The organism is Kitasatospora sp. NPDC093550 (assembly GCF_044764985.1).
Classification (GTDB): domain Bacteria; phylum Actinomycetota; class Actinomycetes; order Streptomycetales; family Streptomycetaceae; genus Kitasatospora.
Window position 1 is genome coordinate 1 of sequence record NZ_JBIWJF010000021.1, and the last position, 21418, is coordinate 21418.

Below are 21418 nucleotides of genomic sequence, written 5' to 3' on the forward strand. Positions count from 1 at the left end.
TGGCGTAGTCCAGCGCGCCCTGCGCGATACCGATCGCCTGCGCCGCGATCGTCACCCGGGTGTGGTCCAGCGTCCTCATCGCCGTCGCGAAACCGCTGCCCTCCGCACCGATCATCCGGTCCGCCGGGATCCGCACGTTGTCGAAGTACACCTCACGCGTCGGCGACCCCTTGATCCCCAGCTTCTTCTCCGGAGCACCGAACGACACACCCTCGTCGCCCTTCTCCACCACGAACGCCGAGATGCCCTTCGACCGCAGCTCCGGATCCGTCACCGCCATCACCGTGTAGAACTCGGACACACCCGCGTTGGTGATCCACCGCTTCACACCGTTCAGCACCCAGAAGTCCCCGTCCCGCACCGCCCGGGTCTTCATCCCCGCCGCGTCCGAACCCGCCTCCGGCTCCGACAGGCAGTACGAGAACATCCCCTCACCCCGGGCCAGCGCCCCCAGGTACTTCGCCTTCAGCTCCTCCGAACCCGACAGCTGCACCGGCAACGACCCCAGCTTGTTCACCGCCGGGATCAACGACGACGACGCGCACACCCGCGCGACCTCCTCGATCACGATCACCGTCGCCAGCGCGTCCGCACCCGCACCGCCGTACACCTCCGGCACGTGCACCGCATGCAGGTCATTGCCCTGCAACGCGTCCAACGCCTCCTGCGGGAACCGCCCCTGCTCGTCCACCTCCGCCGCGAACGGAGCGATCTTCGCCTCGGCCAGCGAACGCACCGCCTCACGGAGCATCTCGTGCTCCTCGGAGATACGGAAGAGATCGAAGTCAGCCGCCCCTGCGCTGCCCGCCATGATGCCTGCCTCGTCGTCCAGTGACCGAAGTCCGGCGAAGGCGGATCCGGTCCGATCGAACCGGTCCGATCGACGTCGAATCCGGGGTTAACTACCGTTCAGTAGAGATCCTAGGGCTCCGACCTGCGGCTGCCTAGCGTCCCGGGCGCACGGCCGATCCCCGTGCGCCCTGGCAGGACGGATAGCATCAGGGGCATCCGTACCGGTCGGGTCCGCTTCCAGACCGGTCGAGTCCGCCTCCAGGGAGAACCCGTGACCCTCCGCATCTCCGTGATCGGCACCGGCTACCTCGGCGCCACGCACGCCGCCGCGATGGCCGAGTTCGGCTTCGAGGTGCTGGGCCTGGACATCGACCCCGACAAGATCGCGATGCTCACCGCCGGCCGGGTCCCGATGTACGAGCCGGGACTGTCCGAGCTGCTGCTCAAGCACGTGGCCGGGCACGAGGGTTCGACCGGACGGCTGCGCTTCACGAACTCCGTCCAGGAGGTCGCCGAGTTCGCCGACGTGCACTTCGTCTGCGTCAACACCCCGCAGCGCAAGGGCGAGTTCGCCGCCGACATGTCGTACGTCGACACCGCGATCGACGAGCTGGCGCCGCACCTGACCCGCCCGACCCTGGTGGTCGGCAAGTCCACCGTGCCGGTCGGCTCGGCGGCCCGGCTGGCCGAGCGGCTGGCCGCGCTGGCGCCGGTCGGCGAGGGCGCCGAGATCGCCTGGAACCCGGAGTTCCTGCGCGAGGGCTTCGCCGTCCAGGACACCCTGCGGCCGGACCGGATCGTGGTCGGCGCCCAGAGCGAGCACGCCGAGCGGCTGCTGCGCGAGGTGTACGCCGAGCCGATCGCGGCCGGGGTGCCGTTCCTGGTCACCGACTACGCGACCGCCGAGCTGGTCAAGGCGGCCGCCAACTCCTTCCTGGCGACCAAGATCTCCTTCATCAACGCGATGGCCGAGGTCTGCGAGGCGGCGGGCGCGGACGTCACCCTGCTGTCCACCGCGCTGGGGCACGACGAGCGGATCGGCCGCAAGTTCCTCAACTCCGGCCTCGGCTTCGGCGGTGGCTGCCTGCCCAAGGACATCCGCGCGTTCATGGCCCGGGCCGGCGAGCTCGGCGCCGACCAGGCGCTGACCTTCCTGCGCGAGGTCGACTCGATCAACATGCGACGCCGCTCGCGGATGGTCGAGCTGGCCCGCGAGCAGTGCGGCGGCGGCTTCCTGGGCCGCCGGGTGGCCGTCCTCGGCGCCGCCTTCAAGCCCAACTCGGACGACATCCGGGACTCCCCCGCCCTCAACGTGGCCGCCCAGATCCAGCTCCAGGGCGCCCAGGTCACCGTCTACGACCCGAAGGCCGTGGACAACGCCCGCAAGATGTTCCCCTCGCTCGCCTACGCCGACTCGGCGCTGGAGGCCGCCGAGGGCGCCCACGTCGTCCTCCACCTCACCGAGTGGGCCGAGTTCCGCGAGCTGGACCCGGCCGAGCTCGGCGCCGTGGTCGCCGAGCGCCGCCTCCTGGACGGCCGCAACGTCCTCGACGCCGACGCCTGGCGCGCCGCCGGCTGGACCTACCGCGCCCTCGGCCGCCCGAGCTGAGCGCCCTCCCCCCTCCGATTGAACACGTTCAATCTTTCGTGTGAGAATCGGTCCGCCCATCACTGAGGACCGGGGGGTTGCTCATGCGCAGGTCGTACAGGTGGCTGGTCGGCACGGTGGCCGCCGCCGCCGTGCTCACGCCCGTCTGCTACGCGGGATGGGCGGTGAGCAGCTGGGACGGAAGGCCCGGCGCCGCCGACTGCGAGGAGGTCATGGCCTTCGCGGGCGGGAAGCTGCCCGCCCAGGCCACCGGGGTCCACTGCACCGACAACGGCGGATGGCAGGACCGCGGCTACCTCGCCGAGTTCCGGATGCCCCGCGAGGAGCTGGCCCAGCGCCTGACCACGGCCTTCCCCCGCGTGCGCGTGACGGGCGACGGCGCGAAGGGGCTGGACTTCGGCGACGCGCTCGGGCCGCAGGCGAAACCCCCGGGCGGGCAGGCCATGACCGTCCGTCTGCGGGCCGTCTACGACGGCGACGGGACGGCCCTGGTCAAGCTCGAAGCCTTCGACGTCTGAGCCCGCACCGCACCCGCACCGGAATCCCCTGCCCCCCAGCGGCGTTGGTACCGGCATGACGAGCTACGGCGACGAAGCGACGGTCCGCGGGATCCTCACCGGCACCGGGGACACCTGGGCCGTGGTCGGCCTGTCCACCAACACCTCCCGGGCGGCGTACGGGGTGGCCCGGGTCCTCCAGAACTACGGCAAGCGGATCGTGCCCGTGCACCCCAAGGCCGAGACCGTTCTCGGCGAGCAGGGCTACGCCTCGCTCGCCGAGATCCCGTTCCCGGTCGACGTGGTGGACGTGTTCGTGAACAGCCACCTCGCCGGGGAGGTGGCCGATCAGGCGGTGGCCGTCGGGGCGAAGGCGGTCTGGTTCCAGCTGGGCGTGGTGGACGAGGCCGCGTACCGGCGGACGCGGGAGGCCGGGCTGGCCATGGTGATGGACAGGTGCCCGGCCATCGAGATCCCGCTGCTGGGCTGAGGCGTCAGGCGTCCAGCTGGGCGATGGTGGCGATGGACGGCCGGCGGCTGGTGCGCAGCGAGGCTGCGACGGACTCGGCGTCGCGCAGGACGCGCACCGCGTTGTGCCAGGTGAGCTTGGCCAGATCGGCCTCGGACCAGTGGCGGCGCAGGAGTTCGGCGACCAGGTTGGGGTAGCCGGCCACCGAGTCCAGGCCGTCCGGCAGGAAGGCGGTGCCGTCGAAGTCGCCGCCGATGCCGATGTGGTCGATGCCGGCGACCTCGCGCATGTGGTCGAGGTGGTCGGCGACGGTGGCCGGGGTGGCGATCGGGCGCGGGTTGGCGGCCTCGAAGGCGCGCTGGCGCTCCATCGCGGGCGGGGTGGTGTCCAGCGGGTGGAAGCCGTGGGCGCGCATGTTCTCGTCGGCGGCCAGGGTCCACTCGATGGCGGCGGGCAGGATGAACTTGGGCACGAAGGTGGCCATCGCCACGCCGCCGTTGGCGGGCAGCTGGGCGAGCACGTCGTCGGGGATGTTACGCGGGTGGTCGCAGACCGCGCGGGCGGAGGAGTGCGAGAAGACCACCGGCGCCTCGGTGACCCGCAGGGCGTCCCGCATGGTGTCGGCGGAGACGTGGGAGAGGTCGACCAGCATGCCGAGCCGGTTCATCTCCCGGACGACCTCCTCGCCGAAACGGGTCAGCCCGCCGGCCACCGGCTTGTCGGTCGCGGAGTCGGCCCACGGCACGTTGTCGTTGTGGGTGAGCGTCAGGTAGCGGACGCCCAGCTCGTACAGGGCGCGCAGGGTGGCGAGCGAGCAGTCGATGGAGTGGCCGCCCTCGGCGCCCATCAGGGAGGCGATCCGGCCCTCGGCGCGGGCGGCCTCGATGTCGGCGGCGGTACGGGCGAGGCGGAGCCGGTCGGGGTAGCGCTCGACGAGCGCGTGGACGAAGTCGACCTGCTCCAGGGTGGCGCTCACCGCGTGGTCGCCGGCCAGCGAGGCGGGGACGTAGACGGACCAGAACTGCGCGCCGACCCCGCCCTCCGCGAGGCGGGCGAGGTCGGTGTGCAGGCGCTCGCTCTGGTCGGCGGCGAGGTCGAGCGCGCCGAGGTCGTACCCGGCCTGCTCGCGCATCGCCCAGGGGAGGTCGTTGTGGCCGTCCACCACGGGGGCGGTGCGCAGCAGGGCGCGGGCGCGGTCCAGCGGGGTCGGGGAGTCCGGCTCGTTAGTCATGGGAGCTGTTCTACCCCAACCCCTCGCGCGGGATTACTTCCCGAAGCCGAAGGAGGAGGATCCGGCCACCTTGGCGCGGAGCTTCTTGCCCTTCTCGGTGGCCTGGTTGTTCAGCTCGGCCTGGAACTCGGTCATCCGCTCGGTGAGTTCGGGGTCGAAGGCGGCGAGCATCCGCACCGCGAGCAGGCCGGCGTTGCGCGCGCCGGCCACCGAGACGGTCGCCACCGGGACGCCGGCCGGCATCTGGACGATCGACAGCAGGCTGTCCATGCCGTCCAGGTAGCGCAGCGGCACCGGCACGCCGATGACCGGCAGCGGGGTGACGGAGGCCAGCATGCCCGGCAGGTGGGCCGCACCGCCGGCGCCCGCGATGATCGCCTTCAGGCCGCGCCGGTGGGCGTTCTCGCCGTACGCGACCATCTCGCGCGGCATCCGGTGGGCGGAGACGACGTCCACCTCGTACGGGATCTCGAACTCGTCGAGGGCCTGGGCGGCGGCCTCCATGACGGGCCAGTCGGAGTCCGAGCCCATGACGATGCCGACAAGAGGGGAGGTCATTCGGTGATCGTTCCTCGCAGGTAGGCGGCCGCGTGGCGGGCGCGCTCGCGGACGTCTTCGAGGTCGTCCCCGAAGACGTTGACGTGGCCGACCTTCCGGCCGGGCTTCACGTCCTTCCCGTACATGTGGATCCGCAGCCCGGGGTCGCGGGCCATGCAGTGCAGGAAGGCGTGGTACATGTCCGGGTAGTCGCCGCCGAGGACGTTGACCATGACGGTCCACTTGGCGCGCGGCCGGGGGTCGCCGAGCGGGAGGTCGAGGACGGCCCGCAGGTGGTTCTCGAACTGCGAGGTGACGGCGCCGTCCTGGGTCCAGTGGCCGGAGTTGTGCGGGCGCATGGCCAGCTCGTTGACCAGGATCCGGCCGTCGCGGGTCTGGAACAGCTCGACGGCGAGGTGGCCGACGATGCCGAGGTCGCCGGCGATCCGCAGGGCGAGCTGCTGGGCCTCGTCGGACAGGGCCGGGTCGAGGTCCGGCGCGGGGGCGGTGACCTCGGCGCAGACGCCGTTCTCCTGGACGCTCTCCACCACCGGGTAGGCGACGGCCTGGCCGCTGGGCGAGCGGACCACGTTGGCGGCCAGCTCGCGGACGAAGTCGACCTTCTCCTCGGCCAGCACGGCGACGCCGGCCAGGAACGGGGCCTGCGCCTCCTGCTCGTCGTCGACGACCCAGACGCCCTTGCCGTCGTAGCCGCCGCGGACGGTCTTCAGGACGACGGGGTAGCCGGAGCCCTCCTCGGCGAAGGCGGTGACGTCGGCCGGGTCGGCGACGATCCGGTGCCGGGGGCAGGGCACGCCGATGGAGTCCAGCTTGGCCCGCATCACACCCTTGTCCTGGGCGTTGACCAGCGCGTCCGGGCCGGGGCGGACGGCGATGCCGTCGGCCTCCAGCGCCCGCAGGTGCTCGGTCGGGACGTGCTCGTGGTCGAAGGTGATCACGTCACAGCCGGCGGCGAAGCGCCGCAGGGTGTCGAGGTCGCGGTAGTCACCGAGGACGACGTCGGAGACCACCTGCGCGGCGGAGTCCTGGGGCGTGTCGGCGAGGAGTTTGAACCTGACCCCCAGCGGGATCCCCGCTTGGTGTGCCATGCGGGCCAGCTGCCCGCCACCGATCATGCCCACCACTGGAAAATTCACATTGCCCGGGGAAGTCACCCCGCCAGGATATCCGGGCCGGTGGGGGGCCGTGTCGCCGCTGGGGGGCCCTCGGAAGCGGACGCGCGTAGACGTCAAGTCGGGGCACTCGCGGCTGAGCCGTTCGGTGGAAGCGGGTAGCCTGGACGGCCAGGTCCTGGTCTGCGCGGTCCGATCATGTGCGTGCACGCAGGACTCAAGGGGTGACCGCGCCACCGCGATCGGCCCTTTCGTCCCGCAGGCACAGGGAGGCAGTCCGGTATGGCGACGACCGCAGCTTCGAAGCCCTCGCTCGCGCAGAAACTGCGCGGGCTCCAGGGCGAGGTCGTGAAGTTCGGCATCGTCGGCCTGAGCGGCGTGGTGGTCAACTTCGCCGTCTTCTGGGTCTGCATCAACGCCCTGGGCCTGGCCTCGGTGCGGTCGAACATCGTGGCGACGGTGATCGCGATCGCCACCAACTACCTCGGCTACCGCTACTGGCTGTACCGGGACCGCGACGCCGCTTCGCGCAAGCGCGAGATCACGCTGTTCCTGGTCTACAGCGGCATCGGCATGCTGATCGAGACCGGCGTCCTCGGCTTCTCGGTGTACGTCCTCGACCTGCGCTCGCACTACCAGCAGATCGGCGCCAAGGTGATCGGCCTCGCGATCGCCACCGTGTTCCGCTTCGTCTCGTACCGCACCTGGGTGTTCAAGGCCACGCCGGAGCAGCCGGTCGAGCTGCCGGCCCAGGAGCCGGCGGAGGCCGCCGGCGGTCGGGAGCTGGCCGCCCAGGCCGAGCTGATGCTGGCGGCCGAGCAGATCCGTTACGCCAAGGCCGAGTAGGCCCACCCCGCGAACCCGCGCAGCCCCGGCAGGCCGTTCCGGCCGCCGGGGCTCACCGTTTCCCGGGCTTGCTGTGGTCGCCGCCACCGGAGGACAGTGGTGACGGAGGGCGAGCGCGGCCGGCGAACGATCACAGCCGAGGGGGACGCAGGAGGCATGCCATGACGTTCGTCCAGATCATCGACTGCAAGACCGACAAGCTCGACGACCTCAACCGGCTGATGGACAGCTGGGTGGAGGCGACCCGGGGCAGGCGGACCGCCTCCCACGCGGTCGTCGGCACCGACCGCTCCGACACCAAGCACGTGCTGGAGATCGTGGAGTTCCCCTCCTACGAGGAGGCGATGAAGAACTCCGACCTGCCCGAGACCGACCGGATCTTCCGCGAGATGGTGGCGCTCTGCGAGGCGCCGCCGACCTTCACCGACCTCGACGTGGTCCGCGACGCCCGGTTCGACAAGGCCACCGCGAGCCTCGTCCTGGACCGGCTGTCCCGCGGCGACCTGGACGTCATCGACGAGTGCATGACCCCCGACTACCGCGACCACGACTACGGCAGCGAGGCGGACGCGGTCGGCGCCGCCGCCTTCCGGGAGCGCTGCGCCGGCTACGTGGGCGCCTTCGACTTCACCTTCACCACCGAGAGCCAGATCGCCGAGGGCGACGAGGTCGCCACCCGGTGGACCTGGAACGCCACCCAGAAGGCCGACTTCATGGGTGTCCCGAACACCGGCAAGACGGTGGTCGGCCGCGGCACGACCACCTTCCGCTTCCGGGACGGGAAGATCTGCGAGGGCTGGTGGCAGTGGGACGTCATGGGCCTGATGCGCCAGCTCGGCGTACTGCCGGGCTCCTGAACCCCGGTCGCGGGGCTTCCTGGCCCCCGGGCCGGACTGCCTCGGACACGCCTCAGTCGTCCTTGCGGCTCCGCCCCAGGAAGAGCGCGAACACCGCGGGCTTCAGCGAGAGCAGTTCGAGCCGCCCGCCGTCCGCCTCCGCGAGGTCGCGGGCGACGGCGAGGCCGATGCCGGTGGAGTTGCGGCCGCTGACCGCGCGCTCGAACACCCGGTTGCCGAGGTCGGCCGGCACTCCGGCGCCCTCGTCCTGCACCTCGACCACCACCGAGGTGCCGGACGGCCGGACCCGCAGGGTGATCGTCCCGGCGCCGTGCATCAGGGAGTTCTCGATCAGGGTGGCCAGCACCTGGGCGACCGTCCCCGGGGTGCCGACGGCCGTGATCCCGTGCAGGCCCTCCAGCGACAGCACCCGACTCCTCTCGCGCAGGGTCGGGCCCCACTCCTCCACCTGCTGCTTGATGACCTCGTCCAGGTCGAAGGCGACGGCGGTGGGGCTGCGCGGGTCGCGCTGGGTGGTCAGCAGCCGCTGGACGACGTCGGTGAGCCGCTCGACCTGCTGGAGGGCGATGGCCGCCTCCTCCTTGACCGTCTCCGGGTCCTCGGCGACGGCGGTGATCTCCTCCAGCCGCATGGAGAGCGCGGTGAGCGGGGTGCGCAGCTGGTGCGAGGCGTCGGCGGCGAGCCGGCGCTCGGCGGTGAGCATCCGGGCGATCCGCTCGGCGCTGGTGTCCAACACCTCGGCGACCCGGTCGAGTTCGGGTACCCCGTAGCGGCGGTCGCGCGGTCGCGGGTCGCCGGAGCCGAGCCGCTCGGCGGTCTCGGCGAGGTCGGTGAGCGGACGGGCGAGCCGTTTGGCCTGCCAGACCGCGAGGGCCACGGCGGCCTGGACGGCGAGCAGGGCGACCACCCCGAGCAGCAGCAGGTTGTTGGCGATCTCGTGGTCGACGTCCGCGCGGGACTGCTCGACGGTGACGGTCTCGCCGCTGTTGCCGCGTTCGACGGCCTTCAGCAGGTGGTCACCGGCCGGGCGCCGGCCGGCCGACAGGACCGGCTGGCCGGGGATCTGCACCTCGACGTAGCTGCCCTCGGTGACCTGGCTCTCGAAGGCCCGCTCGTTGGTGACCGACTCGCCCGCCGCGATCCGGCTCTCGACCAGGGCGAGCACCCGGACGGCGGCCGCGTCCACCCGGTCCTGGGCCGAGTTGACGATGGTGCGCTTCTCGACCAGGGCGAGCGGCACGCAGAACACCACGACCACCACCAGGACGACGCCCAGCAGCGAGTTGATCATCCGGCGTTTCACGCTGCCGCTCCCCGAGGTGTTCCGCTCGACCGGCCGTGCCCGGCCCCGTTCTCCGTACGGGGTCTCCGTACGGGGCTCTAATTCTTCTCGAACCGGAAGCCCACTCCGCGCACGGTGGCGATGTAGCGGGGGTTGGCCGCGTCGTCGCCGAGCTTCTTGCGGAGCCAGGAGATGTGCATGTCCAGGGTCTTGGTGGAGGTCCACCAGGTGGTGTCCCAGACCTGCCGCATGATCTCCTCGCGGGTGACCACCCGGCCGGCGTCCCGGACCAGCACGCGCAGCAGCTCGAACTCCTTGGCGGAGAGGGTGAGCTCCTCGTCGCCGAGCCAGGCGCGGTGGGACTCGATGTCGATCTTCACCCCGTGCGCGCCGGTGGTGAGCTGGTCGACGTTGCCGCGCCGGAGCAGGGCCCGGACGCGGGCGAGCAGCTCGGCCAGGCGGAAGGGCTTGGTGACGTAGTCGTCGGCGCCGGCGTCGAGGCCGACCACGGTGTCCACCTCGTCCGCGCGGGCGGTGAGCACCAGGACGGGGCAGCTCTTGCCGTCGGCGCGCAGCCGGCGGCAGACCTCCAGGCCGTCCATCTCGGGCAGGCCGAGATCCAGGACGACGAGGTCGACCTCCTCGGTGAGGCCGGCGGCGAGTGCGGTCGGACCGTCCTCGCGGACGAGCACCTCATAGCCCTCGCGTCGCAGGGCCCGGGCGAGCGGTTCGGAGATCGCCGGATCGTCCTCGGCGAGCAGCACACAGGTCATGGGGTGATGGTAGTCCGCCGGGGTATGCCCGTACGTCCTGTGAGGTAGTTCACAGAGCGTGATCGTTATATAAGCATCCGACTGATCTCAACGTGTGGTTGCAGACCGGCGGTTCGGCGAAGAATCCCCCTCTGGATCTTGAATCCGAAGGAAGAGGGCCCGATCTACCATGGATCAATCGAGAGGATCTTCCGATTTCTTTGCCATCGCGATACCTAATTCGTCGCGTTTGTCATCTGATACAGCCAAATATCGCCACGTAGAGTGGTTTCGTCCACGTCCGCCGCCACCCCCCTAGGCGGACGCTGTCAGGCAAGGAACCACTACTCATGGCGTCTACCACCCGGGCTGCCGACCTCGCGTCGACCTCCCCCAGCGGCAAGACCTTCCTCGGGCACCCCCGAGGCCTCGCCACGCTGTTCATGACCGAGATGTGGGAGCGCTTCTCCTACTACGGCATGCGCGCCCTGCTGATCTACTACCTGGTCTCCGGCGGTGCCGACGCGGCAGCCGGCAGCCAGGGCGGCGGCCTCGCCATGAAGGCGACGATGGCGACGGCGATCTACTCCGTCTACGTCTCCATGGTCTACCTCATGGCCTACCCCGGCGGCTGGTTCGGCGACCGGGTCTGGGGTGCCCGCAAGACCGTCACCGTCGCCGGCTTCGTGATCATGGCCGGCCACCTCGCGCTGGCCGTCCCCGGCCAGGCGGCGTTCTTCACCGGCCTGCTCCTGGTCGCGCTCGGCTCCGGGCTGCTGAAGGCCAACATCTCCACGATGGTCGGCCACCTCTACGACGGCCCCGAGGACCCGCGCCGCGACGGTGGTTTCACCGTCTTCTACATGAGCATCAACCTCGGCGCCTTCGCCGCTCCGTTCATCATCGGAACGGTCGGCAAGGAGTACAACTGGCACCTGGGCTTCGCGCTGGCCGCCGTCGGCATGGGCCTCGGCCTGCTGCAGTTCCTGCTGGGCACCCGCCACCTGAGCCCCAAGAGCAGCCTGGTCCCGAACCCGCTGGTGCCCGCCGAGCGCAAGAGCCTGCTGCTGAAGGCCGGTGCGGCCGTCCTCGCGATCGCCGTCTTCTACGGCGCCGTCGTCGCGCTGGGCGTCTACACGCTGAACTGGGCCCTGGTGCCGCTGACCGTCGCCGGTCTGCTCATCCCGATCGTCGTCCTGACCCGGATCAAGCGCGACAAGGAGCTGAGCGCCGGCGAGCAGTCCAAGATGTCCGCGTACATCTGGTTCTTCGCCGCGGCCGCCATCTTCTGGATGATCTACGACCAGGGCGGCTCGACCCTCTCCCTGTTCGCGGACAAGAACACCGCGGACACCCTGCTCGGCTTCGGCTTCTCGGCCACCTGGTACCAGTCGCTGAACCCGCTGTTCGTGATGGCGCTCGCGCCGGTCTTCGCCTGGCTGTGGCTGTGGCTGTCCCGCCGGAACAAGGAGCCCAACACCATCGTGAAGTTCGCGATGGGCCTGGTCCTGATCGGCGCCTCGTTCTTCGTCTTCATCGTCCCGATGAACATGGCGGGCGACGGCAAGGTCTCCCCGATGTGGCTCGTCTCGATCTACATGATCCAGACCATCGGCGAGCTGTGCCTCTCCCCGGTCGGCCTCTCGGTCACCACCAAGATGGCGCCGCAGAAGTACGCCTCCCAGATGATGGGCGTCTGGTTCCTCGCCGTCACCGCCGGTGACTGCACCACCAGCCTGCTCTCGCTGGCCGGCGTCAACCTCGACGGCACCGGGATCATCGCGCTGCAGGCGGCCCTCGCCACCCTCGCGGGCGGCGCGGTCTACATGGGCCGCAAGCGCGTCCAGGCCCTCATGGGCGGCGTCCACTGACGCCCTCCTGACCGGCTCACGACTCCGGGGCCGCCGTGGATTCCTGAGATCCACGGCGGCCCCGGTCGTTTTCCCCCGGGCTCCGGGCCCGGCGGTCGGTCAGAGCTCGCGGACGCCCGCGCGCCAGACCGCGGCGGTCAGCGGCACGCCCGGGCGGTAGGCCAGGTGGACGTGCGAGGGCGCGTCGAGCAGCAGCAGGTCGGCCCGCGCGCCGGGCGCGACCACGCCGACGTCGCTGCGCCGCAGCGCCCGGGCACCGCCCGCGGTGGCCGCCCAGACCGCCTCGTCCGGCGTCATGCCCATCTCCCGCACCGCGACCGCGATGCAGAACGCCATCGAACTCGTGAAGCTGGAGCCCGGGTTGCAGTCGGTGGACAGCGCCACCACCGCCCCCGCGTCCAGCAGCCGCCGCCCGCTCGGGTACGCGGCCCGGGTGGAGAACTCGGCCCCCGGCAGCAGCGTCGCGACCGTCCCCGAGCCGGCCAGCGCCGCCACGTCCTCGTCCGTCAGATGGGTGCAGTGGTCCGCCGAGGCGGCCCCCAGCTCGACGGCGAGCTGCACACCGGGACCGTACGAGAGCTGGTTGGCGTGCACCCGGGGGGTGAGCCCGCGCTCGATGCCGGCCGTCAGGACCGCCCGCGCCTGGTCGCCGTCGAAGGCGCCCTTCTCGCAGAACACGTCCACCCAGCGGGCGTGCGGGGCGCAGGCGTCCAGCATCTCGCCGGTGACCAGGTCGACGTACCCGGCCGGGTCCTCGGCGAACTCGGGGGCGACCACGTGCGCGCCCAGGTAGGTGGTCTCCGGGGTGTGCCGCGAGGCGATCCGCAGCGCCCGGGCCTCGTCGTCCACCGTCAGCCCGTAGCCGGACTTGCACTCGATGGTGGTGGTGCCCTGGCGCAGCGCCTCCCGGACGAACCGGTCCAGGTTGGCGTCCAGTTCGGCGTCGCTCGCGGCCCGGGTGGCCGCCACCGTGGTGCGGATGCCGCCCGCGGTGTACGCCTGCCCGGACATCCGGGCGTTGAACTCCGCGGTGCGGTCGCCCGCGAACACCAGGTGGGCGTGCGAGTCGACGAAGCCGGGCAGCAGGGCCCGGCCCCCGGCGTCGAAGCGCTCGTCCGCCGCCGGGGCCTGCGCCGCCGGGCCGACCCAGGCGACGGTGGCGCCGTCCAGCACCACGGCCGCGTCGGTCAGCAGGCCGAGCGGCCCGGTGCCCTGCCCGGGGTCGTTGGTGACCAGGCTGCCGATGCCCGTGATCAAGGTGGTCCTGGTGCTCAAGACAAGCCCTTCCGAGGGGAGTTGGGGGAGGATTGTGCGCCCTGGGCCCTCTCTTTCGGATCTTGTCGGCCCGGCAAGATCCGAAGGAGAGGGGCTAGCAGTCCAGCGCGCCGATGGCGGACCGCAGCGCGCCGGGCACGTCGGCCACCAGCTGGTGCACGCCGTCCCGGACGACGTGCCGTCCGCCGACCACCAGGTGCCGTACGTCCGCCGCCGAGGCCGCGAAGACCGCGATCTCGGCGCCGAGCCGGGGCGGCGGGCCCGCGGTGCGGACGGAGTCCAGCGCGATCACCGTGAAGTCGGCGAGCGCGCCGGTCTCGATCCGCCCGGCCTCCGGCCAGCCGAGCGAGGCGTGCCCGTCCTCGGTGCCGGCCCGCAGCAGCGCGTTGGCCGTCCAGTGTCCGCGGGTCCGGGTGCGCAGCCGCTCGTCCAGCTCCAGCGCGCGGGCCTCCTCGAACGGGTCGATGACCGCGTGGCTGTCGCTGCCCAGGGTGACCGGGCAGCCCGCCGAGGCGAGCCGACGGGCCGGGCCGATGCCGTCCGCGAGGTCCCGCTCGGTGGTGGGGCACATGCAGACGGTCGTGGAGGAGTCGGTGAGGAGCTTGACGTCCTCGTCGGTGAGGTGGGTGGCGTGCACGGCCGAGGTGCGCGGGCCGAGCGCGCCGTGGTCGGCGAGCAGCCGGGTCGGCGTGACGCCGTGCGCGGCGAGGCAGGCGTCGTTCTCGGCGGTCTGCTCGGACAGGTGGACGTGCAGCGGCGCCTCGCGCACCGCCGCCCAGTGCGCCACGGTGCCCAGCTGCTCGGCCGGGACGGCCCGGACGGAGTGGATGGCGGCGCCGATCCGGGCGTGCTCGCGCGGCTTGAGCGCGTCCGCCCGCTCGGCCCAGGCCTCCGCGTCGCCGTCGCTGAACCGCTGCTGCGGCTTGGTCGGCTCGGCGCCGAAGCCGGACGACAGGTAACAGGTGTCCAGCAGGGTGATCCGGATGCCGGCCCGGGCGGCGGCCTCGATCAGCGCCTCGCCCATCGCGTTCGGGTCGTCGTAGCGGGCGCCGCCGGGCGCGTGGTGCAGGTAGTGGAACTCGCCGACGGAGGTGATCCCGGCCAGCGCCATCTCGGCGTAGACGGCGGTGGCGAGCTCCAGGTAGGCGTCCGGGTCGAGCGCGCCGGCGAACCGGTACATGGTGTCGCGCCAGGTCCAGAAGGTGCCGGAGCCGACCTGCACGTGCGCGCGCAGCGCCCGGTGGAAGGCGTGCGAGTGGGCGTTCGCCTGGCCGGGCAGCAGCAGCCCGTCGAGCCGGACGGCGCCGGACGGGCAGGGCCCGCTGTCCGGCGTCACCGAGGTGATCAGGCCGCCGGGGCCGGTGGCGATCAGCACGTCCCGCTCGACCACCGGCCCGTTCGGGTGCGGCAGCCACGCGTACTGCGCCCAGTAGCTCACTGCGGTCGCTGCGGTCACTGACACGCCAGGTCCTCCAGTACGTCGGCGAGGGCGGAGACCCCGGCCAGGCAGTCGGCCACCTCGGCGTGCTCGGCCGGGGAGTGCGAGACGCCGGTGGGGTTGCGCACGAACAGCATGGCGGTCGGGATCGCGGACGCCAGGATCCCGGCGTCGTGTCCCGCGCCGGTGGGCAGCACCGGGGCGTCCAGCAGCTTGGCGAGCCGGTCGCGCAGCGGGCCGTCGAAGTCCACCACCGGGGTGTAGGACTCGCGGGTCAGCTCGACCCGGACGCCGTCGCGCTCGCCGCGTTCGGCGGCGGCCTGCTCGATCTCGGCGACCAGCGCGGTCAGGGTGCGCTCGTCGGCCGCCCGGGAGTCCAGCCAGCCGCGTACCAGCGAGGCGATCGCGTTGGTGCCGTTGGGCTCGACCGCGACCTTGCCGAAGGTGGCCAGCGCGCCCGCCTGCTTCGCCTTCTTGCGGGCGGACAGCACGGTGTTGGCGTAGGTCAGCATCGGGTCGCGGCGGTCCTCGATCCGGGTGGTGCCGGCGTGGTTGGCCTCGCCGTGGAAGTCGAACCGCCAGCGGCCGTGCGGCCAGATCGCGCCGGCCACGCCGACCGGCTGCCCCTCGGCGAGGTAGCGGCCCTGCTCGACGTGGAGCTCGACGAAGGCGCCGATCCGGGACAGCCGGTCGTCGTCCCCGCCGATCCCGGTCGGGTCGTAGCCGGCCTTCTCCATCGCGTCGGGCAGCCGGACCCCGGCGGCGTCGCGCAGCTCGTACGCGGCCTCGCGGGAGAGCACCCCGGCGGTGAGCCGGGAGCCGATGCAGGCCACGCCGAACCGGGCGCCCTCCTCGTCACCGAAGTTGACGATCGCCAGCGGCCGGGTGAGCTCGGTTCCCCGGGCGCGGAGTTCGTCCAGCGCGGCGAAGGAGGAGACCACTCCGAGCGGGCCGTCGAAGGCTCCGCCGTCCGGGACGGAGTCCAGGTGCGAGCCGGTGACGACGGCCCCGCCGGCCTGCGGGTCGCCCAGCCAGGCCCACTGGTTGCCGTTGCGGTCCAGTTCGTACGCCAGACCGCGGCTGCGGGCCTGCTGCTCGAACCAGGCCCGGCACTCGGCGTCGGCGGAGTTCCAGGCGAAGCGGCGGTAGCCGCCGGAGGAGGCGGAGCGGCCCACGGGGAGCAGCTCCGCCCACATCTCCTCGAAACCGGAGGTCACAGCTCGCCCATCGGGATGCGGACCCCGCGCTCGGCGGCGACCTCGTCGGCGCGGTCGTAGCCGGCGTCCACGTGCCGGATGACGCCCATGCCCGGGTCGTTGGTGAGCACCCGGCGGATCTTCTCCCCGGCCAGCGCGGTGCCGTCGGCGACGGTGACCTGGCCGGCGTGGATCGAGCGGCCGATGCCGACGCCGCCGCCGTGGTGGATGGAGACCCAGGAGGCGCCGGAGGCGACGTTGACCATGGCGTTGAGCAGCGGCCAGTCGGCGATCGCGTCCGAGCCGTCCAGCATCGCCTCGGTCTCCCGGTACGGGGAGGCGACCGAGCCGCAGTCCAGGTGGTCGCGGCCGATGACGATCGGCGCGGACAGCTCGCCGGAGGCGACCATGTCGTTGAAGCGCTCGCCGGCCTTGTCGCGCTCGCCGTAGCCGAGCCAGCAGATGCGCGCGGGCAGGCCCTGGAAGTGCACCTTCTCCTGGGCCATCTTGATCCAGCGGGCCAGCGACTCGTTCTCCGGGAACAGGTCGAGGACGGCCTTGTCGGTCTTGTGGATGTCCTGCGGGTCGCCGGACAGCGCCGCCCAGCGGAACGGGCCCTTGCCCTCGCAGAACAGCGGGCGGATGTACGCCGGGACGAAGCCGGGGAAGGCGAAGGCGCGGTCGTAGCCGGCCAGCTGGGCCTCGCCGCGGATCGAGTTGCCGTAGTCGAAGACCTCGGCGCCGCGGTCCAGGAAGCCGACCATCGCCTCGACGTGCTTGGCCATCGACTCGCGGGAGCGCTGGGTGAACTCGGCGGGCTTCTCGGCGGCGTAGGTCGCCATGTCCTCGAAGGCGACGCCGACCGGCAGGTAGCTCAGCGGGTCGTGGGCGCTGGTCTGGTCGGTGACGATGTCGATCGGCGCGTCCATCGCGAGCAGCTGCGGGAAGAGCTCGGCGGCGTTGCCCAGCAGGCCGATGGAGAGCGGCTGCTTCTTGTCGCGGGCCTCGGTGGCCAGCTGCAGGGCGTGGTCGAGGTTCTTGGCCTCGACGTCCAGGTAGCGGTGCTCGATCCGGCGGGAGATGCGGGACGGGTCGCAGTCGACACAGATCGCCACGCCGCCGTTCATGGTGACGGCCAGCGGCTGGGCGCCGCCCATGCCGCCGAGGCCGGCGGTGAGGGTGATCGTGCCCTCCAGGGTGCCGTTGTAGCGCTTGTTGGCGACGGCGGCGAAGGTCTCGTAGGTGCCCTGGAGGATGCCCTGGGTGCCGATGTAGATCCAGGAGCCGGCGGTCATCTGGCCGTACATGGTGAGCCCGAGGCTCTCCAGCCGGCGGAACTCCTCCCAGTTGGCCCAGTCGCCGACCAGGTTGGAGTTGGCGATCAGCACGCGCGGCGCCCACTCGTGGGTCTGCATCACGCCGACCGGGCGGCCGGACTGGACCAGCATGGTCTCGTCCTGCTTCAGCCCCTGCAGCGTCTTCACCATGGCGTCGAAGGAGCGCCAGTCCCGCGCGGCCTTGCCGGTGCCGCCGTACACGACCAGCTTCGACGGGTGCTCGGCCACCTCGGGGTCGAGGTTGTTCATGAGCATCCGCAGGGCCGCCTCCTGCTGCCAGCCCTGCGTCGTCAGCCCCGTCCCACGCGCCGCGCGCACCTCGCGCGGCCCGCTCGCCTGCTGCTGCACCATAGTCCCGGCCTCCCTGCGGATGGATTCATTCAAGCTCGGTCCGGTTGAATATAACTAAACAACCGACGTTCGACCAGACCCCGCAGCAATCCGATCAGCAGGGGGCGCCCACGGCCCCCAGGCACGCCGAAGCGCCCGTCCGGCGGTGCCGTACGGGCTGCGCGGGCCGCGCGCTCAGGCCGCCTCGTCGCCGTCCCAGTCGATGCCGATCTCGGCGAGCCAGCGGCGGTCGTCGGCGTCCGGGGTGGGCGGGGACGGCGGGCGGGGGACGTTCTGGACGGGGCCGAGGCCGTACTTCTCGGCGGCCGCGGCGGCGTGGGCGTCGGGTTCGATGACGCCCACGTGGACGGCGGACTCGTCGCCCGGGTCGAGGACGGTCAGTTCGGGTTCGGGCAGGCGCCGCAGGGTGACGCGGCGTCCGCAGGCGGGGCAGGACCATTCGTCGGCGCCCGAGGACAGGCGGGCGACGAACTTCATCTCGTGGATCACGCGCATGGGCGGCACCCCCTGCAGGAGGGGATGCCCGGGTTGGTGACGGCTATTCCGGCCGTGTCCCTGCTGTGTCCTGCCGTGTCCTGCCGTGTCCTGCCGTGTCCCGGCGGCGCCCACTCCGGGCCGCGCTCATTCCAGGAAGAGGCCGCGCGCCGTCGCCGACTGCTCGATCGCCTCCAACCGGGCCTCCGCGCCGGGGAGTTCGTCGCACATGGCCTGCAACAGCACCCGCCCGAGCATCATCGGGGCGCACGCCGTGTCGAAGACCAGCCCGGTGCCGACGGCGGCCGGCAGCATCAGGTCGGACAGCTTGGCGACCGGCGCGAAGGCGCTGTCGGCCACGGTGAGCACCGTCAGCCCGCACTCCCGGGCCACCGCCAGCGCGTCCATCAGTTCCCGCGGGTAGCGCGGCAGCGCGAAGCAGAGCAACGCGCCGGCCCCGGCCGCGGCGGCCTGTTCCAGCCGGTCGGCGAGCATGCTGCCGCCCTCGTCCAGCAGCCGGATGTCCGGGTGCACCTTGGCGGCGAAGTACGCGAAGCCGCGCGCCTGGGCCGAGGCGGCCCGCAGGCCGAGCACCGGCAGCGGGCGGGAGGCGGCGAGCAGCCGGGCGGCCCGGGTGATCGGTTCCGGGTCGGCGAGGAGTTCGGCGAGGTGGCGCAGGTGCGCGATCTCGGCGAGCACGGCCTGCTGGTGCTCGTTGCGCACCGCGTCGTCCGGGGTCTCCGGCGCGGACGGCTCTCCGCCGCCGAGCTCGCGCAGCTGCTTGCGCAGCGCCGGGTAGCCGTCGTACCCGAGCGCGACCGCGAAGCGGGTGACGGAGGGCTGGCTGACGCCCGCGAGTTCGGCGACCTCCACGCTGGACAGGAACGGCGCCTCGGTGGCGTGCCGCACCAGCGAGTGGGCGATCCGGCGCTGGGTCGGCGTCAGCCGGTGGCCCTCGAAGAGCTGGAGCAGCCGGGCGGAGGGGCCGACGCTGCCGGTTTCGTCGATGGCGGTCATCAGCGGTACCTCCGGATGCGAGCGGTTCGGACGACGACTGTGCAATAGCGCGCGCTGCCTGGCAAAGACGTCTCGTACGACGGGACGCCCCGTGAGACGTCCCGCGGATCGGACGGGATCGAACAGTATCCGGACACCTCCCGACCGGTTCCGACGGTCACCGGCCCCCGGCTCGGGGTAACCCTGATTTCTCCCTGAGCCCGCCCGGATTCGCCCCGCGAACGGATGGACCGGGCGCCGCCGCGGCACCAGGCTGTCCCCCATGGACACTCGCCAGGACGACCTGCGGCGCGACCTCGACGCCACCCTGCAGGCCCGCAAGGAGCTGGGCAAGGAGTACGAGGACGAACTCCTCGACTCCTTCATGAAGCGCCTCGACGCCCGACTGGACGCCCGGGTCGAGCGCTCCGTCGCCCGGCGGCTGGACGACGAGCCGCGCTCGCACCACGACCGCCACCGCGCGCGCCGCCAGGGCTGGGGCAAGCGCTCCGGCACCGGGCTCGCGGTGGTCTCGATGGCCTTCGGCATCCCGCTGACCGCGATCGCCGGCGACGCCGCGAACGGCGGCTTCGCCGGCCTGATGGTCTGCTGGGCGGGCATCGTCGGGGTCAACGTCGCCGCCGCGTTCGGCGAGCGCCGCAACCACCAGGACCGCCGGCCGCGGGACGACTGGGACTAGGGAGTCCCGGTCGCCCCGCGCCGGACGGGCCGCGGCTCAGGCCTGCGGCACGGGCCGGTGGGTCAGGCCAGCGGGCCGGTGACCTTCTCCACCGCGCGCACCAGCTCCCCGGAGGCGACCAGCGCCGCGGCCGCCTCCAGGTCCGGCGAGAGGAAGCGGTCGCGGCCGGCGCCGCCGACCCCCGCCTCCCGGGCGACGGCCAGCGCGGCCGCGGTCGCCGGGGCGATCCGGCCGGCCGAGTCGGCCTGCTGACGGATCTCCAGCGCGCGGGCGGCGGCGGTGAGTTCGACGGCCAGGATCCGGCCGAGGTTCTCGACGGCCTGGCGCAGCTTGCGCGCGGCCGACCAGCCCATCGACACGTGGTCCTCCTGCATCGCGGAGGACGGGATCGAGTCGACCGAGGCCGGGACGGCGAGCCGCTTGTTCTCGCTGACCAGCGCCGCCTGGGTGTACTGGGCGATCATCAGACCGGAGTCCACGCCCGGGTCGTCGGCCAGGAAGGCCGGCAGGCCGTGCGAGCGGGCCTTGTCGAGCAGCCGGTCGGTGCGGCGCTCGGAGATCGAGCCGAGGTCGGCGGCGGCGATGGCGAGGAAGTCCAGCACGTACGCGACCGGGGCGCCGTGGAAGTTGCCGTTGGACTCCACCCGGCCGTCCGGCAGCACGACCGGGTTGTCGACCGAGGCGGCCAGCTCGCGGGAGGCGACCAGCTGGGCGTGGGCCAGGGTGTCCCGGCCCGCGCCGGCCACCTGCGGGGCGCAGCGGATCGAGTACGCGTCCTGGACCCGCGGCGCGTCGTCCTGGTGGTGGCCGGTGAGGCCGGAGCCCTTGAGGACGGCGAGCATGTTGGCGGCGCTCAGCGCCTGGCCCGGGTGCGGGCGGATCGGGGCGTGCAGCTCGGGGGCGAGCACCTTGTCGGTGCCGAGCAGCGCCTCCAGGGTCATCGCGGCGGTGATGTCGGCGGTGGTGAACAGGCGGCTGAGGTCGGAGATGGCCATCACCAGCATGCCGAGCATGCCGTCGGTGCCGTTGATGAGGGCGAGGCCCTCCTTCTCCAGCAGCTCGACCGGCTCGATGCCGGCGGCGGCGAGCAGCTCGGCGACGGGCTTCTCCACGCCGTCCGGGCCGGTGGCGGTGCCCTCGCCCATCAGGACGAGCGCGCAGTGCGACAGCGGCGCGAGGTCGCCGGAGCAGCCGAGCGAGCCGAACTCCCGGACCACCGGGGTGATGCCCGCGTTGAGCAGGGCGGCCATGGTCTGGGCGACCAGCGGCCGGACACCGGTGCGGCCGGAGGCCAGCGTCTTCATCCGCAGGAACATCAGCGCGCGGACCACCTCGCGCTCGACCGCCGGGCCCATGCCGGCGGCGTGCGAGCGCACCAGCGACCGCTGCAGCTGGGCGCGCAGCTCGGGGCTGATGTGCCGCACGGCGAGCGCGCCGAAGCCGGTCGACACGCCGTAGACGGGACGCGGCTCGGCCGCGAGGGCGTCGATCCGCGCGCGGGCGGCCGCCATCTCGGCGAGCGCGTCGGGACCGATCTCGACCCGGGCGTTGCCCCGGGCGACGGCCAGGACGTCCTCGGCGCTGACGTCGGCCTTGCCGACCAGGACCAGCGGAGCGTCGGGGGCCACAGCACTGTGCATATCCATATACACCATCACATCAGGTGAATGAAGATATGACAACAGGTGCCCGCCATCCGGATTCTCCGCCGTCCGGATCCGCACCGCACGCCGCGGCCCCCCACCCCGCCCCGCAACCGGCTACCGGACCGGCTC

Annotated in this window: 20 protein-coding genes; 7 read left to right on the top strand and 13 right to left on the bottom strand. The window is 72.3% G+C overall.

Annotated elements, in window-relative coordinates; translation table 11 throughout:
* A partial coding sequence (locus ACIRD3_RS28575) for an acyl-CoA dehydrogenase family protein (RefSeq protein WP_402222281.1) occupies positions 1-811 on the bottom strand: 811 nt, incomplete at its 3' end.
* Between the two features lie 252 nt (positions 812-1063).
* Between ACIRD3_RS28575 and ACIRD3_RS28580 the strand changes: the two genes are divergently transcribed.
* The 3 genes from ACIRD3_RS28580 (at position 1064) to ACIRD3_RS28590 (ending at position 3388) form a co-directional block, all read left to right on the top strand.
* Positions 1064-2401, top strand: a complete 1338-nt coding sequence (locus ACIRD3_RS28580; protein ID WP_402222284.1) for a UDP-glucose dehydrogenase family protein — start codon at positions 1064-1066, stop codon at positions 2399-2401.
* An 83-nt stretch (positions 2402-2484) separates the two neighbouring features.
* Positions 2485-2919: a hypothetical protein gene (locus ACIRD3_RS28585; protein ID WP_402222287.1), complete on the top strand. Its 435-nt coding sequence runs from the start codon at positions 2485-2487 to the stop codon at positions 2917-2919.
* A 55-nt stretch (positions 2920-2974) separates the two neighbouring features.
* Positions 2975-3388, top strand: coding sequence for a CoA-binding protein (locus ACIRD3_RS28590; RefSeq protein WP_402222290.1), 414 nt, complete (start codon positions 2975-2977; stop codon positions 3386-3388).
* Between the two features lie 4 nt (positions 3389-3392).
* Here the strand turns inward: ACIRD3_RS28590 and ACIRD3_RS28595 are convergent, their stop codons facing one another.
* Genes ACIRD3_RS28595 through ACIRD3_RS28605 form a run of 3 tightly spaced genes read right to left on the bottom strand, consistent with a single transcriptional unit; the run spans position 3393 to position 6292 of the window.
* Entirely contained in the window at positions 3393-4598 is a 1206-nt protein-coding gene (locus ACIRD3_RS28595; protein WP_402222291.1) for a dipeptidase, read from the bottom strand.
* Between the two features lie 33 nt (positions 4599-4631).
* A complete protein-coding gene (purE, locus tag ACIRD3_RS28600) occupies positions 4632-5156 on the bottom strand; it encodes a 5-(carboxyamino)imidazole ribonucleotide mutase (protein ID WP_402222293.1) in 525 nt (174 codons plus the stop codon).
* Entirely contained in the window at positions 5153-6292 is a 1140-nt protein-coding gene (locus tag ACIRD3_RS28605; RefSeq protein WP_402222296.1) for a 5-(carboxyamino)imidazole ribonucleotide synthase, read from the bottom strand. The genes purE and ACIRD3_RS28605 overlap by 4 nt, the downstream gene beginning before the upstream one ends.
* Before the next feature lie 258 nt (positions 6293-6550).
* On the opposite strand from ACIRD3_RS28605, the gene ACIRD3_RS28610 reads away from it, so the two are divergent.
* Positions 6551-7114 (top strand): GtrA family protein, encoded by a 564-nt coding sequence (locus ACIRD3_RS28610; protein ID WP_402222298.1) that lies wholly within the window; start codon positions 6551-6553, stop codon positions 7112-7114.
* Between the two features lie 161 nt (positions 7115-7275).
* Entirely contained in the window at positions 7276-7971 is a 696-nt protein-coding gene (locus tag ACIRD3_RS28615; protein ID WP_402222301.1) for an ester cyclase, read from the top strand.
* A gap of 52 nt (positions 7972-8023) precedes the next feature.
* Here the strand turns inward: ACIRD3_RS28615 and ACIRD3_RS28620 are convergent, their stop codons facing one another.
* Both ACIRD3_RS28620 and ACIRD3_RS28625 read right to left on the bottom strand, forming a co-directional pair.
* Entirely contained in the window at positions 8024-9274 is a 1251-nt protein-coding gene (locus tag ACIRD3_RS28620; protein WP_402222303.1) for an ATP-binding protein, read from the bottom strand.
* A 77-nt stretch (positions 9275-9351) separates the two neighbouring features.
* Positions 9352-10026, bottom strand: coding sequence for a response regulator transcription factor (locus tag ACIRD3_RS28625; protein WP_030058577.1), 675 nt, complete (start codon positions 10024-10026; stop codon positions 9352-9354).
* A gap of 329 nt (positions 10027-10355) precedes the next feature.
* Here ACIRD3_RS28625 and ACIRD3_RS28630 point away from each other — a divergent pair, with 329 nt between their 5' ends.
* Entirely contained in the window at positions 10356-11876 is a 1521-nt protein-coding gene (locus ACIRD3_RS28630) for a peptide MFS transporter (RefSeq protein WP_402222306.1), read from the top strand.
* Positions 11877-11975: 99 nt separating this feature from the next.
* Here the strand turns inward: ACIRD3_RS28630 and hutI are convergent, their stop codons facing one another.
* The 6 genes from hutI to ACIRD3_RS28660 form a co-directional block, all read right to left on the bottom strand.
* Positions 11976-13151, bottom strand: coding sequence for an imidazolonepropionase (gene hutI / locus ACIRD3_RS28635; RefSeq protein ID WP_402222309.1), 1176 nt, complete (start codon positions 13149-13151; stop codon positions 11976-11978).
* A gap of 94 nt (positions 13152-13245) precedes the next feature.
* Positions 13246-14613, bottom strand: a complete 1368-nt coding sequence (locus tag ACIRD3_RS28640) for a formimidoylglutamate deiminase (RefSeq protein WP_402222310.1) — start codon at positions 14611-14613, stop codon at positions 13246-13248.
* Positions 14604-15785: an allantoate amidohydrolase gene (locus ACIRD3_RS28645; protein ID WP_402222563.1), complete on the bottom strand. Its 1182-nt coding sequence runs from the start codon at positions 15783-15785 to the stop codon at positions 14604-14606. Before ACIRD3_RS28645 ends, ACIRD3_RS28640 begins: the two co-directional genes overlap by 10 nt.
* Before the next feature lie 17 nt (positions 15786-15802).
* Positions 15803-17473 carry a urocanate hydratase gene (gene hutU / locus ACIRD3_RS28650; protein ID WP_402222313.1) on the bottom strand — a complete coding sequence of 557 codons (1671 nt, stop codon included), beginning with the start codon at positions 17471-17473 and terminating at the stop codon, positions 15803-15805.
* A 174-nt stretch (positions 17474-17647) separates the two neighbouring features.
* Positions 17648-17968, bottom strand: coding sequence for a hypothetical protein (locus tag ACIRD3_RS28655; RefSeq protein ID WP_402222316.1), 321 nt, complete (start codon positions 17966-17968; stop codon positions 17648-17650).
* 126 nt (positions 17969-18094) lie between these two features.
* On the bottom strand, positions 18095-18964 hold the full coding sequence (locus tag ACIRD3_RS28660) for a MurR/RpiR family transcriptional regulator (RefSeq protein ID WP_402222319.1): 870 nt from the start codon (positions 18962-18964) through the stop codon (positions 18095-18097).
* Between the two features lie 262 nt (positions 18965-19226).
* Here ACIRD3_RS28660 and ACIRD3_RS28665 point away from each other — a divergent pair, with 262 nt between their 5' ends.
* Positions 19227-19643 carry a hypothetical protein gene (locus ACIRD3_RS28665; protein WP_402222321.1) on the top strand — a complete coding sequence of 139 codons (417 nt, stop codon included), beginning with the start codon at positions 19227-19229 and terminating at the stop codon, positions 19641-19643.
* Positions 19644-19705: 62 nt separating this feature from the next.
* Here the strand turns inward: ACIRD3_RS28665 and hutH are convergent, their stop codons facing one another.
* The gene (gene hutH / locus ACIRD3_RS28670) at positions 19706-21283 is read right to left on the bottom strand and encodes a histidine ammonia-lyase (RefSeq protein WP_402222323.1); all 1578 of its coding nucleotides are present in this window, start codon (positions 21281-21283) and stop codon (positions 19706-19708) included.
* Positions 21284-21418: the final 135 nt, after the last annotated feature.

Excerpts from the sequence above, each read along its gene's own strand:
- ACIRD3_RS28615 (WP_402222301.1), top strand. The coding sequence starts at position 7,276 with ATGACGTTCGTCCAGATCATCGACTGCAAGACCGACAAGCTCGACGAC.
- ACIRD3_RS28590 (WP_402222290.1), top strand. The coding sequence starts at position 2,975 with ATGACGAGCTACGGCGACGAAGCGACGGTCCGCGGGATCCTCACCGGC.
- ACIRD3_RS28660 (WP_402222319.1), bottom strand. The coding sequence starts at position 18,964 with ATGACCGCCATCGACGAAACCGGCAGCGTCGGCCCCTCCGCCCGGCTG.
- purE (WP_402222293.1), bottom strand. The coding sequence starts at position 5,156 with ATGACCTCCCCTCTTGTCGGCATCGTCATGGGCTCGGACTCCGACTGG.
- ACIRD3_RS28610 (WP_402222298.1), top strand. The coding sequence starts at position 6,551 with ATGGCGACGACCGCAGCTTCGAAGCCCTCGCTCGCGCAGAAACTGCGC.
- ACIRD3_RS28665 (WP_402222321.1), top strand. The coding sequence starts at position 19,227 with ATGGACACTCGCCAGGACGACCTGCGGCGCGACCTCGACGCCACCCTG.
- ACIRD3_RS28655 (WP_402222316.1), bottom strand. The coding sequence starts at position 17,968 with ATGCGCGTGATCCACGAGATGAAGTTCGTCGCCCGCCTGTCCTCGGGC.
- ACIRD3_RS28595 (WP_402222291.1), bottom strand. The coding sequence starts at position 4,598 with ATGACTAACGAGCCGGACTCCCCGACCCCGCTGGACCGCGCCCGCGCC.
- ACIRD3_RS28585 (WP_402222287.1), top strand. The coding sequence starts at position 2,485 with ATGCGCAGGTCGTACAGGTGGCTGGTCGGCACGGTGGCCGCCGCCGCC.
- ACIRD3_RS28625 (WP_030058577.1), bottom strand. The coding sequence starts at position 10,026 with ATGACCTGTGTGCTGCTCGCCGAGGACGATCCGGCGATCTCCGAACCG.
- hutH (WP_402222323.1), bottom strand. The coding sequence starts at position 21,283 with ATGCACAGTGCTGTGGCCCCCGACGCTCCGCTGGTCCTGGTCGGCAAG.
- ACIRD3_RS28645 (WP_402222563.1), bottom strand. The coding sequence starts at position 15,785 with ATGTGGGCGGAGCTGCTCCCCGTGGGCCGCTCCGCCTCCTCCGGCGGC.
- hutU (WP_402222313.1), bottom strand. The coding sequence starts at position 17,473 with ATGGTGCAGCAGCAGGCGAGCGGGCCGCGCGAGGTGCGCGCGGCGCGT.
- ACIRD3_RS28630 (WP_402222306.1), top strand. The coding sequence starts at position 10,356 with ATGGCGTCTACCACCCGGGCTGCCGACCTCGCGTCGACCTCCCCCAGC.